The following is a 13707-nucleotide window of genomic DNA, read 5'->3' on the forward strand; positions in this document are numbered from 1 at the left end:
TATCTGTTTGATTCCTCATTCCGTCATCCGGGAAAATCCAGAGATTTTTTTCCGTAAATTCACTCAAGTATTAGTCGTATAAATACGGACTTTTTTTGTTGTTGATTGTTGGGTAGGGATTCTTTGGTTAGGGATTCTTTGATTGTTGGGTAGGGATTCTTTGATTAGGGATTCTTTGGGTAGGGATTCTTTGGGTAGGGATTCTTTGGTTGGCGGTCATAAGATATGCGTAGACCAAAGAGAAAAAAATAATCAAAGAATAAATTTTCACCATTCATGGAGTAATTGCCTTAACAAAACTTTAATAAAATGCTATTGACAAAATAATATTTTTACGATTTTGCCTGGAAAATCGCTGAATTATTAGGCGATCGCTACTTTCTTAAAAAAAGCTAAAGAATTTAGTCGTTCGATCGCTTTTACGCTACAGTTGAAAGCTAATCATCGGATAATGTCTGGTGAAGTTTGCATATAGATAGCAGCGATCCCCTCCACGGTAGGAGTGGGTGATCGCGATCTTTGTTAGAAGTGCGGAATAAAATTTCTAGCCAATTTTCCCTAAAACAGGAACTTATGTACCTAACAAAAGACAAACTCCAACATATTAGTACAATTACCCATGAGGGTAAAATAGTCGTCTTAGCCACCGATAGCGAGGGAAAAATTTCCTATACGGTGAAGCAAGATGGGTTTGAAGATAGCTACCTCAACACCCCCGCCGATCAAAGAACCGGCTGGGAAAACTGGCAAACTCTGGAATTCGCTGATGAAGCTGATGACCAGTCGGTAATTGAAAAAGAAAAAGCCGAACTGACTCACCAACAAAATCCCAGTCAATATCTCCTCAAATCCCTTTACAAAACCGAAAATATAACCGCAGTTGCGCCAGTACAAGCGATTTCTGCCCTGGGACATATTTACGTTTTTCGTCAGTCCAAATCCAACACTTTATTGGTAGATCGTTTTATATTAGACGGCATGACCAATAAGCTGAACCGCAAGCTAGAAGTCCGGTTTAAGCGGAGTAAGCAGAAACACACCCCCACGAAAAATATGCAACAGGGGTCTAACGGACTGGTTAATGTTGATACCTTAGACTTTCGTGATGCCAACGGTAACTTTTTCTACGAACCCACCACCGAATTATGCTTAGTCAATAACCTGCATAAGGGCTGGTTTTCCGTCGTATTGGTTCCGACGATTGAAAATGATGTTTATCGCTGGCATATTTTCGCCTACAACAGTCAAACCCAGAAGGTCGAATTAACCACCATTCGCGCCTCGGAAGAAGGACTATTTGATGTTCAAGATTACACCATTTTTGAAGAATCAAAGGATAGCCTAGTTCCCCGGAAGATTCCTGGGGTGATTAAGCGGACTTTAGACATTAATGGGGTGACAGTCACCAACGGTTTATCTGCCACTAAATACGATTTACAACAGGCCCAGCAAACCCAGTCTGGGGAAGAACAACTGTTAAAGACTGCCACGCGATTAATGTTAGCGATTCCCACAGATAAAGGGGCGGCCGCTTTTAGTTTTGCCATCGCAGGGGATGGTACTTTAGGAGAAATTGACGAAACCCCAGATAGCAAGATTATTCGCAGTCGTCAGCGAGAAGTTTTGTTACCCTTAAACACCTTAGATGAAATAAAAGCAATAGGTGACAGAACTCCTCCTCCCCAAGGCATTATTAGCGGATTCTCCGCAGGAACTGATGAGGAAGATATAGAAGATTTAGTTAAAATATCCACCGATGGCGGTGCTTCAGATTTAGCCAATTACGATTTGGTAAAAATCAGCGGCACCAGTGATTATCAAGGGTTGTATCCGACGATTAAAGTAGATGAAAATACCTTTGATATTGACATCTCCTTGGATGGTGGATTGGGTTATTGGGAAAAAGAAGACCAAGAAGAAGGTGGTTTGATTGTTGATGGCATGATTACCGCTTATCAAAAAACTGCCGATGGCAAATTACGAGTCACCTGTGCTAATCATGGTTTGCAAAATGGCGATCAAGTCCAAATTACTGGCACAGAAGACTACAACGATAGCTACCCCGTGCAAAAAATTGATGACACCCATTTTGTAATTGAACGCAAATGGGTAATGGGAGAAGCTGTTAATGTGAAATTGGTATCCCAAAAGCGACGGGGGATCGTATTTGATGGGGTGGATGATTATGTCTCTCTATCCGAGATCAATCACAATTTCTCCGAAGGAATTACCGTAGAAGCTTGGGTTTGGTATGACAGTATCCAATCTTCTTCAAGAATTATTGACTTTGGCAATGGAAGCGCGGCGGATAATATTGTGTTTACCAATGACGGCACATCCAATGACCTAGCCTTTTTTATCTTTCAGGAAGGAAAAGTCCAAATTATTAAAGCCATAGGAGCATTGGAAACCGGAAAATGGCTGCACTTAGCCGCCACAGTTGATGATTCAGGAACTGCCAAACTATACAAAAATGGTCTGGAGGTTCAATCGGGTAAATTTGCCTTGCCTAATAATAACAAACGGACTAAGAACTATATCGGCAGAAGTAATTGGTCTAATGACAGCTACTTTAACGGTAAAATTAGCGATTTGCGTCTTTGGACAGTAGCCCGGACTGCTGAAGACATTAAAAATAGTATGTACCTACAACTGACAGGAAAAGAAGTCGGTTTAGTGGGGTATTGGCGCTTAGGTGGTATCTCTGAAGGCAAAGTAGTTGACTTTTCTGTGAACTGCAATGACGGCACTCTCTATGGTGAACCTTATGTCAGTGCGGCAACTCTCAACCGCAATCTTGCCGGAGGAGCTGCAGCGGTTAAATATAGCAATCCTGAGCTATTTGCCGTTAGCGAACGGGCAACTTACGCAGAAAGTTTTGAGTTTAAAGTTAACTCAGCCAATCCGGTTAACTTAGCCTATTTAGACAATGCCGATGGTAAAAATATTGGCACGAAGATTTTTACCTTTTCCTATTGGGGAAAAACCAGCCGCAGTGCCGAAGAGAAAAAGACCATTTCGGGGGTACAAAATAAGTTTGAAGACTTGGGCAATGGTTGGTATCGTGCTTCCTGTAATGTGACAATTCCCGATGAAGTCAGTGTGTTACGTTCCTTTGAAATTGCCAATGTTAAAGGAAGTTGGCAATCCTTAGCAATTCGCAAACACCGGATTCGCCTCTTATCCGATAGTATTACGGAAGCGAAATACTCAGATGGTGTGACTTTGGCAACTTTGGCCGATGACCATGCCACCTTAACAGCGAAGTTAAAAGAACTGGAGGTGAAAGAGAAACAGGAAATTGTTCTGCTCAAAGAAAAGCGAGAGTTAGAAGCAAAAATTGCTGCCTATAATGCTCAGGCTGCGACTAGAGCAGAGATTGAGAAATTAACCGCAGAAATTCAAAAACTCACCAGTGAAGAGCAAACCCTATTATCTCGATTTAATGCCGAAAATAGTAGCCCTTTTAATTATTTCTGCTACATTCTAGTAAAAGTCGGTGATTCTTGGAAAGGAATTCACGTTGAAAACCAGTCGAATAATGACTATGCTCGGCTAATTCGACATCAGGGTAATGGGAATCTTTTCCGATTCTATGCCGTTGACAGTGAAAATTCTTACGTTAATGTACAAGTAGGAACTGAGTGGAAAGGAATCCACGTTGAAAATCAGTCGAATAATGACTATGCTTCTTTGATTCGGCATCAAGGTAATGGGAATCTTTTCCGATTCTCTGTCGCTGACGGGGGCAATTATTACATCAGTGTACAAGTAGGAACTGAGTGGAAAGGAATTCACGTTGAAAACCAGTCGAATAATGACTATGCTCGGCTAATTCGACATCAGGGTAATGGAAATCTGTTTCAAATCCAAAAAACGAATCAGACTAGCAATGATAAAATTATTCTTGCACGCGAAGCTTGGGAGAAAAAACTTCAAGAACTCAACCAAGCACAAGACCGCTTTAAATTGCTTAATGCAGCATTAATTGCGACTCCTGCGGATAAAGCAGCTTGGGATGCGCGTTTGGCACAAGTGATTGCTTTAATCACTGCACTTCAAACAGAGTTAAATACCCTGAACACTGACTTCCTCAATGCTGTCAAAAACACTCAGGCAAAGCCTCAAACAATGCCCCAGGTTGCTAAAGATAGCAAGGGGTTAGTCACTCAAGGAGTGTTACTTGGTTTTGTGCAACCTGCCGGCCGTCTGAATGCCATTGAAACCTGTGAAGGCAATGTCCAATTGAGTTATTTGGACAGGGAAGGACGGATGCGACAAACGAACTATGATGCCACAGCAGACGGAAAAAATGCCGCCTTTGAACAGTGGATTCCTGATGCTCAACGGGCCTGTTTAAACTTTAGCAACAGCAATAGTATCGTTACCTTAAATCAAGCCTTGTATCTTCCAGATGACTGGAGTATTGAAGCTTGGTTTGTTTATCCATTACCAGAAACGGCAGAATGGAATACTTTAATCCGAGGAAAAGATGCCAATCATCACATTCTGGTCAGAAATCGTAAACAGTTAGGGATTTATCTGACCAATGATTCTTTGGGGCAGAACTTTTACGATAGCGGTTTCAATATGGAGTTGTTAACCGAGGGATGGCATCATGTCGCTGCTGTCGGTCGGGGGGATACGACTCTGTTTTATATTGATGGCAAAAAAGTGGGTGATGTGAAAGCAAAAGCCCTAAAAGATGCGGAAGAGAATCTGAATAAAAACCCCAACGATGCCGCCGCAAAGCAAAAGGTTACAGACATTAAAAAAGCTAGTCTGAAATCTAATAGCCATGTTTATGCGATTGCGAACAATCATTTAGCTATTAATCAGTCTCCTGATTATTCAGTGATGAAGTTTGATGGGGTAAATGATTTTGTATCTTTACCGGAAATCAACTATGACTTATCTAAAGGAATGTCGGTGGAAGCTTGGGTATGGTATGACAGTTTCCAATCTTGGTCCAGAATTATCGACTTTGGCAATGGTGCTGGTAATGAAAATATCCTGCTTGCCAATGACGGATCATCTAACACACTCCAATTTGGGGTATATCGGCAATCCACACAACAGTCAGTTAGAGCAACAGGTGCATTAGAAACAAAAAAATGGATTCACCTAGCCGCAACCATTGATGCTTCAGGAATGGCAACCCTTTATAAAAATGGTGAGCGGATTCAAACAGGCATAGTGCATCTTCCAAATAATCTGAGACGGACTATTAACTATATTGGCAGAAGTAACTGGTCTAGTGACAGATTTTTTCATGGCCAAATTACCGATGTCCGCATCTGGAATACAGCCCGCACCCAAGCAGAAATTAAGGCTAATATGTCTCGACGCCTTAGTGGAAAAGAAGCGAATTTAGTGGCCTATTATCCCTTTAATTTCATTCAAGTCGAAGGTGCTACCAGAAGAGTTCTAGACCTAGTGGCGAATAATCGTGGCACTGTGGTGGAAGCGAACATCGTGCAGGATCAAACCCTATCTATTGCCAGCTTCATCCGAGGTGAGCAGTTCGGTAAATTGGCAGAAGTTCGTGTTTGGAAAGTTGCCCTAAGTGATGATGAAATTGCTATCAACAGCACCCTACTTCTGAGTGGCAACGAACCAGGTTTGTTGGCTTACTACCCCATGAGTGAAGCCACAGGAGTGGAAGTGCGCGACTATTCCGGTAATGGCAATCATGCCACGGTATCGGGGGCAAATTGGTGGGGATGTACAGCACCCATTGGCAAAATTGACAATCTCCCTAGTGCCGATGCCCTAGTTTCTGCTGAGTACAGCAGCGTGACTGTGGAATCATCCACGAAAACCAAGGTGGCCATCATGCGGCGATTCTTTGCTTATCCTGCCACCAATGGAGTCACCCTGCTACCAGATAAGCGGATTGAAACCTTAGAACTGAAATGGATTGGTAACGCCCAATTTGCTCCGACTTTGTTGGGTTATATTGAAGGTCCACCCCCCGTACCCAGTGAAAACCTAACCTTGTCAGACGATTACAATGGCGCGACTTCTGTGGAATTAACCATGTCTGAAGATGTCGAGTTTAGCTGGAACCGTTCTCAAGATGCTGGGTTAGGAGCAACAATTGATACCTTTATTGGAGCAGGGGGAACAATGTCTTTCCTCACAGCACCTATGGGTGTGGGGACTTCCATCGACAGCAGTGCCAGAGTGGGTTTTAAAGGCAACTTTGACTTCAGCTACCAATTCCAAAATGAAAGTAACATTACTTCGAGTTCATCTCTGAGCATGACCGATAAACTGGAACTACGCGGCACACCAGAAGAAAGCACTAAGTTCCCTCATTTGGGGACACGATTTATTCCCAAGAATATTGGCTATGCGTTGGTTGTTTCAGCCTTGGCAGATGTGTTTGTCACCCGACTGGCCCGCACTGGCAAAATGGTAGGCTACCAAGTGCAGCCGGTAGATGGCATTCCTCCAGATGTCAACACCATCACCTTTTTGATGAATCCTGCCTACACGATGAATGGTAGCTTGGATGGGATGACCGGCAGCAGTGCCACGAGCCAGCGCTTCTTCAAGCACGTTCCCGAAATGCGTAGCCAGTATGGTTCCCTCTATCCCGCCAGTTACTATCGCCTGAAAGAGGCGTATGACTTAAAACGCCAAATTGAAGCGGAAGATAAACGCCGAGAATCTTACTTTTCTAACTTTAATGTGCGTTTAGTCGATGAACTCTCTTTAGATCGGAATATCGACAGTGGGGATGCACCAACCACCATTGGAGTACAACGGGAAGAAGACAAACCGAATACCCAAATGACTGACGAGGAGAAGAAAAAAGCCCAAGACCAAAAAGCCGAACAATTTCAAGCAGATGCTGCTGCTGCTTCTGACAAGAGCAACGCTGCCGCTAAAGCTAAACAAGCGGAGATTCAAAGCAAAATTACTGACCAAGACAAACGAGTGCAAGCCACAGAAAGTTTTGCAGGCTGGCAGAAACGGATGGAAAGTATCCAAATCCGGGCAGGTAAGCGCAACATCGTCAATACCTATGTTTGGGATGCGGACGGTGGTCTGCGAACTGAAGCTCAAAGCTTTGCGAACACCGTAGAACATACCATTGGTGGCTCTTTTGGTCTGAATGCCGGGTTAGGAGTTGACAGTTCATTCTCAGTAGGGGGGGTTGATGTAGAACTCACCGCCCAAGCTACGGTCAACTTAACTCAAACCATGAGCAAAACTGAAGCTCGGAGTAAGGGTTTTGAGTTGAATGTAGACCTGAGTGGTTTGGAATATAAAGGCATTACCGACTACAACGATCGCCCGATTATGCCTGGGGAAAAAGTAGACCGCTATCGGTTTATGAGTTTCTACCTAGAAGGCAGTAGCAATCACTTCCACGACTTCTTTAACTATGTAGTCGATCCTGAATGGCTACGGAGCAACGACGAAGAAGCGCGAGCCTTGCGTCAAGCCCAAGCAGGCAAGCCAAATAAAGCATGGCGGGTACTGCACCGGGTTACTTATGTGGAACGTCCAGCATTGATGGGCTTTGGTCGCGATGTCCGTAAATTGCGGGCGGCAGCGGAAATTTCGGAAAATCAAGCACTGTTGGATAAGATTACTAAATTGGAGGAGAAAAACCAAAAACTTGAGGAAAAACTGGATACTATCCTCAGTTTGTTGCAAGAGCAGAAATAGTCGATAATTAGATAATTAAAAAGGAGGGGAAATGATTTCCTCTCCTTTTTAATTATCGCAATTGTCATAGTTATAAATTACAAAAAAAACCTGTCATTCCCGCGCAGGCGAGAATCCAGAAAACCTCTGTGTTATAAATTACAAAAAAAACCTGTCATTCCCGCGCAGGCGGGAATCCAGAAAACCTCTGTGTTATAAATTACAAAAAAAACCTGTCATTCCCGCGCAGGCGGGAATCCAGAAAACCTCTGTGTTATAAATTACAAAAAAAACCTGTCATTCCCGCGCAGGCGGGAATCCAGAAAACCTCTGTAATCCCGATAATAACCACAAATATTGGGCTTGGGCGAAGCATTCCCGTAAAAAAATTTATGTTTCTAACCATAAATTATCTGCGGGAATGCTTCGCCCCTACAGTCCCATAAATTGTCTGCGGTTATGCTTTGCCCGTACAATCCAAAATCAATTGGGCAAATTTTTGGGCTGCCCCGGTTTCCCCCCGCAAACTCCGCAAGCGCGATCGCATTTCTGCTAACTTCTCTGGATTAGCCAATAAATCTAAGGCAATATTTGCTACAAATTCTGGGGTTAATTGCCCCACTAATTCGGGAATAACTTCCTCTTTTGCCCAGATATTTGGCCACGCATATAACTGTTTTTTTCTCAATACCCACCAGTTAATTAACTTGGCAAAATAAGACCCAAATCCCGGTAAATTGGCTAATAATCCGGGAATACCATCCCAAGCTCGCATCGCATCTAATTGTTGGGTGGGCAATAAAACAATTGCTGGCACCGCTAAAGCCCCCAATTCAGCGGTATTTGCTCCCACAGTAGTTAAGCATAAAGCACATTGGGAAAGCAGATTATAGGCAGGAGTTTCTGTATATAAATCTACCCGCAAACCCGTAGAAGTTTCTAAATAATAATTTTCTATTTTTGCTTGAATTTCTATATTTAAATATGCTATATTTAAATTATCTGTTTTTAATTGAGCAGCAGCCAAACCTCTGGGGAAAATCACGGGATTTTGTTCTGGGTCAGCATATTTTGCCAGAGTGATTAAATCTAAAGTTGGGGCTACGGGAATAATAAACCGAGTTTGCGGTCTTGACCCATGAATTTTTTCCGCGATCGCTAAAGTCAAAGGCACTCCCTGGGAAAGTTTTGCCGCTTTCGATCCGGGCATTAAAGCAATTATTTCATCGTGGCGATCGGCATTGATTAATAATTCTTGGTTAGTGCGATCGATCTGTCTGGGCAAATCAGCAATTAAATCGCCCACAACCGTAAATTTAGCCGCATATTTAGGGTTAACTCGTTCAAGAATTGACTGATTCATTACCCCAAAGCGATCGATCCAACCTTGCCACCGGGCTTCCCATTCCGCATAAACAACCGTGGAATAACCCAGCCGTTTACCAATGACCACGGTAAAAAATTGGTCGCCCCCCAAGAACACCACGACCCCTTGGGGATACCAGTCCCAATTTTCCGCCGTTTTGCCCCACAACAGAAATGGCCAAAAATCCGCCGCCCCTTGGACGCGATCGACTTCTGGGTATTTGCGGGCGATCGCCGCTTCTTGTCCCGTCGCATGAGTACAAGGGGACAACACCACGGAAATTCGCACCGTCGAACCATTGCCCCCAAGCTGTTGCCGCAGTTGTTGCCGTAGTTCTTTAACCACAGGTCTAACCCAAGTGACTAACTCCCCAGGGCCATTAGACAGAATTAAAATATCAAAGGGTTGCACAAGCCAAAACCTCAAAAACCGAGCTTATTTGTAATATATAAAATATTAAGCTATCTGTAGGGTGTGAAAGCGCGAAGCGTAACGCACCAATAACTCATATATAGAGTCGTTGCGTAAGTCCTATAATATATAAAATATTAAGTAAAATATTAAAGGTTTAAGGAGAACAGAAAATGACAAACCTGATCGATGCCGTAAAAAACGCCAACTTATCCCAAGTAAAAGACTGGTTAAACAGCGGAGTTGATGTCAATGAAACCGATGAAGAAGGCACCACAGCCATCATTGTAGCTGCTGAAACAGAAAACCCCGAAATTGTCGCCGCACTCATTGCTGCTGGAGCACAAGTTAATGCTCAAGATAAAGATGGTTGGACAGCCTTAATGGGTGCAGCAGCAGCGGGTTCTACGGACATCGTGAAACTATTACTAGATGCCGGGGCTGATATTAATGCTAAAGCAGGCTTTGGCTTAACTGCTTTAATGAGTGCCGCAGGTCGCGGTAAAAAAGAAGTAGTACAAATGCTAATTGACTATGGTGCCGATATTCGCCTCAGAGATAACAATACTTGGACGGCGTTAATTTGGGCGTCTCAAGATGGTCATAAAGAAGTGATGGAATTGTTGAAAAAAGCCAGAGATGGAAAATTAATTTAAAAGCGGGGGAGCGGGGGAAGCCGCCGTCGTGTAGGGTGTAGGGTGTGGGGTGTAGGGTGTAGGGGGAAGAGAGAAAAGAGATGCATAGAATAGAGAAAAGAGAATAGAGAATTTTCCTCTTTCCTATGCATCCTCTTTCCTATGCATCCTATGCATCCTATGCATCCTCTTCCCCTACACCCTACACCCTACACCCTACACCCTACACCCCAACCAACAACCAAAGAATCCCTACCCAACAACCAACAACAATTTATGCCAACCAAAGATATATTTCACAATGCCGTCAAAAATGCCTTAATTAAAGATGGCTGGACAATTACCGACGATCCGCTATATTTAGACTATGGCGGCATTGATATGTATGTTGATTTAGGCGCAGAAAAAATTATCGCGGCTGAAAAATTATCCGAAAAAGGCACCGAAAAAATCGCCGTTGAGATTAAAAGCTTTGTTCACCCTTCAATGACTTATGAATTTCATACCGCATTAGGACACTATCTAAATTACCGTTTAGCCTTAGACGATATTCAGCCGGAACGAAAATTATATTTAGCCATAAGCGAGGAAACTTATGAAACATTTTTTATACTGCCATTTACGCAAAATTTTGTGAATAAAAATCAGATATATTTATTAATATATGATAGCAACCAAGAGGTGATTAAGCAATGGAAAAATTGCCAAAATACCGAGAATTAGTGGAACGCTTAATTAAAGAATATGGTCAATATAAACCCAGATACGGGGAGATTGAAGTTCAGACTATCTGTGATCGCGAAGCGTCCCGGAGGGAATCGCGAACAAGATCATTACCAACTGCTAAATATGGGATGGCATGGCAACCGCAGAGTCCGGGGATGCGTGCTGCAAATAGATATTAAAAATGAGAAAATTTGGATTCAACATGATGGCACAGAAATTGGGGTAGCCAATGAGTTAGTAGAATGGGGCGTTCCCAAGGAAGATATTATCTTGGCTTATCATGCCCCTTACAAGCGACCATATACCGGATTTGGGGTCGAATAAAGATAGAATCAGAAACCGGGTTTCTTTAGCAAATCTCTGATTGAATGCAAAAATTATCCCTTGAGTCCCGGTTGCTTGGTTCATGCCTTGTTCCTACAAGTATAATGTAGGGACAAGGCATTGCCCTGTCCTACTAAGTAGAAGGGCAGAAATAAATGCACTAGATACCATATCAGAAGAAAAACTGTCATTCCCGCGAAGGCGGGAATCCACAGCCTATCGGCGGAGAACGAAAAGTGCAATTAATTATCTTCACCTACTATCTGAGGTACTATAATTTTATTGAAGGACTTAATATCATGTCACCTAATGTCCAAAATTACCTGGATATTCAAGCGTTACTGAAACAAAAACGAATAGAAATCATGGAGATAGCCGCCAAGCATGGTGCTAAAAATGTGAGGATTTTTGGTTCAGTGGCACGGGGAGAAGCAACCGCAGAAAGTGATATAGATTTTTTGGTTGATTATGATTTAGAAAAAATTACCCCTTGGTTTCCTGTTGGCTTAAAATTAGAATGGGAAACTTTGTTAGGAAAGCAGGTAGATGTGGCAACGATCGCCATGTTAAAACCTCGGTTGCGCGATCGCATTTTACAAGAGGCCGTAAATTTATGAGGCGAACCGATGAACGGTTACTATTGACGCGATCGCGGCAATTGACCGTTATGCTATGCGAGGGCAGGGAGTTTTTGAAGAAGATGAGTTAATTCAAGTCTGGATTGCCCATCATTTGCTTTCTTATTGGTGAAGCAGTTAATGCTTTACCTATGCTAGGAAGACTGGGAAGTGCGATCGCACATTTGGGGATATCGCTTGATTAATTAACAACCGGATATGAACAACCGGGTTTAGGCATCCAAATCTCATATTTCAATGCCGAAATTGTCGCCGAAACCCGATTTATTGGCTAGTTAACAAAAATTCATGATCAAGTCTGGAGATGAAGTTAACAAATTAACATGGTGCGATGGGACTGCGGATTGTGAAAATCATAATTAATTAAATTATGGCCGCACCTAACACACCCTACCCACTTATTTTAATCAAGGAAAAATCAAAAATGGTTAAACTATCTCGTCGTTATTTCTTGCAAGCAACCGGCGCCGCATTCACCGCATGGGCAATTAATCAAAAATTAGCAAAGTATCAACAAACTTTAGCCCAAACTACCTCTAGAAAATTGGCATTATTAGTGGGAATTAATCAATATGTCGATCGCAGTAAGAACCTGGGAGGTTGTGTGAATGATGCGATTTTGCAACGGCAATTATTAATCCATCGCTTTGGATTTAATCCGCAAGATATTGTGATGGTATTGAATGAAAATGCTACCAGACAAGGGATTTTAGATGCTTTTGAAGAACATTTAATTAAACAGGCAAAACCCGGAGATGTGGTGGTGTATCACTATTCCGGTCATGGGTCTTTGGTGCGCGACCCTAATCCGATTTTTATCGATCGCCGATTCAATGTGGGTGTGAATGGCACCTTTGTGCCCACCGATGCCAATTTGCCCGTGGACTATCCCGAACAAGGGGGCACCGTTGCTGATATTATGGGACATACTTTATTCTTGTTAATGTCGGCGATTCAAACAGAATATTTTACCGCTGTTTTAGATAGTTGCTTTTCCGGTGCTGCCACTCGAAAAATTACGGTGCGATCGCGGGATGGTGGCGAAAAAGTCGAAATATCTCCCCAAGAAAAAGCCTATCAAGAACAATGGTTAAGCCGCTTAGGATGGTCGCCAGATGAATTTGCTGATCGCTACAAACAAGGCATTGCCAATGGCGTGGTGTTAGCCGCCACCCAACGCGATCGATTAGCCATTGATGAGCAGCTTAATGGAATTGTTTCTGGTGCGTTTACCTATCGATTGACTCAGTATTTATGGCAAAATAATAGTACCCCCAAAGAGGCGATCGCTGTTGTAGGGTCTCAACTGCCCCGCGATTATAAGCAGCAACCTCTCTGGGAAGCAAAAGCCGATAGCGGTTTTGAAGCAAAGCCGTTATTTTTTATAGAAAATCCGGCAAATGTTGCCAATGCGATCGTATTGGAACAAAAAGGCAATATGGTTACAATATTGTTAACGGGAGTTTATCCCAACTCAATGGAAACGGGCATAGAATTTGTCACCCTAGAAACTGGGCAAATTCTGCGCTTAATCAGTCGGGAGGGCTTAGTCGGTGTAGCCGAAATTTCGGGAGAAGTGCAAGCCGGAGATTTGTTAAAAATTCGTTAAATTTATCGAAATTAATTCCGCCAGTTCACAATTCCGACAATTCACAATTCCGACAGGGATTAAAATCCCTGTCTCATAGCGCAAGTCGGTTAAAACCGACTGAAATCCTGACCAGATATTGCAGGAGACAATCTGTTAAAATTGATTAAAATTATAGCCATAATCAAAAAAATTAGATAATTCCAAGCGTTTAAAATAGGACTGGAATATAATTCTTTTCTTGTGGTCAGCCTTTTAGATTAGCCCATTTAAATAAACAAAAAGTCTTATTAAATATAACCTTCAGTCGGTTTTAACCGACTTTAGCTATGAGCCAGGGATTTTAATCCCTGGCGG

The 13707-nt window shown here is 42.7% G+C and carries 7 protein-coding genes; 6 read left to right on the forward strand and 1 reads right to left on the reverse strand.

The window, feature by feature from the left end:
* Positions 1-573: 573 nt before the first annotated feature.
* A complete protein-coding gene (locus tag ABWT76_RS24655) occupies positions 574-7683 on the forward strand; it encodes a LamG-like jellyroll fold domain-containing protein (protein ID WP_190878472.1) in 7110 nt (2369 codons plus the stop codon).
* A gap of 436 nt (positions 7684-8119) precedes the next feature.
* On the opposite strand, the gene ABWT76_RS24660 is transcribed toward ABWT76_RS24655, so the two are convergent.
* A complete protein-coding gene (locus ABWT76_RS24660; protein ID WP_054464077.1) occupies positions 8120-9439 on the reverse strand; it encodes a lipid-A-disaccharide synthase in 1320 nt (439 codons plus the stop codon).
* Between the two features lie 173 nt (positions 9440-9612).
* Here ABWT76_RS24660 and ABWT76_RS24665 point away from each other — a divergent pair, with 173 nt between their 5' ends.
* The 5 genes from ABWT76_RS24665 (at position 9613) to ABWT76_RS24685 (ending at position 13371) form a co-directional block, all read left to right on the forward strand.
* Positions 9613-10095 carry an ankyrin repeat domain-containing protein gene (locus ABWT76_RS24665; protein WP_054464076.1) on the forward strand — a complete coding sequence of 161 codons (483 nt, stop codon included), beginning with the start codon at positions 9613-9615 and terminating at the stop codon, positions 10093-10095.
* 159 nt (positions 10096-10254) lie between these two features.
* Positions 10255-10797, forward strand: a complete 543-nt coding sequence (locus ABWT76_RS24670; protein WP_322096553.1) for a XisH family protein — start codon at positions 10255-10257, stop codon at positions 10795-10797.
* 51 nt (positions 10798-10848) lie between these two features.
* Positions 10849-11124, forward strand: a complete 276-nt coding sequence (locus ABWT76_RS24675; protein ID WP_277926277.1) for a XisI protein — start codon at positions 10849-10851, stop codon at positions 11122-11124.
* Positions 11125-11360: 236 nt separating this feature from the next.
* Positions 11361-11741, forward strand: coding sequence for a nucleotidyltransferase family protein (locus tag ABWT76_RS24680; protein WP_354635094.1), 381 nt, complete (start codon positions 11361-11363; stop codon positions 11739-11741).
* A gap of 445 nt (positions 11742-12186) precedes the next feature.
* Positions 12187-13371 carry a caspase family protein gene (locus ABWT76_RS24685; protein WP_354635095.1) on the forward strand — a complete coding sequence of 395 codons (1185 nt, stop codon included), beginning with the start codon at positions 12187-12189 and terminating at the stop codon, positions 13369-13371.
* Positions 13372-13707: the final 336 nt, after the last annotated feature.

It is taken from the genome of Planktothricoides raciborskii GIHE-MW2, from assembly GCF_040564635.1.
GTDB lineage: Bacteria > Cyanobacteriota > Cyanobacteriia > Cyanobacteriales > Laspinemataceae > Planktothricoides > Planktothricoides raciborskii.

What these genes read in the sequence shown, in the direction of transcription:
- ABWT76_RS24685 (WP_354635095.1), top strand. Translation starts at nt 12,187, where the DNA reads ATGGTTAAACTATCTCGTCGTTATTTCTTGCAAGCAACCGGCGCCGCA.
- ABWT76_RS24655 (WP_190878472.1), top strand. Translation starts at nt 574, where the DNA reads ATGTACCTAACAAAAGACAAACTCCAACATATTAGTACAATTACCCAT.
- ABWT76_RS24670 (WP_322096553.1), top strand. Translation starts at nt 10,255, where the DNA reads ATGCATCCTCTTCCCCTACACCCTACACCCTACACCCTACACCCTACA.
- ABWT76_RS24665 (WP_054464076.1), top strand. Translation starts at nt 9,613, where the DNA reads ATGACAAACCTGATCGATGCCGTAAAAAACGCCAACTTATCCCAAGTA.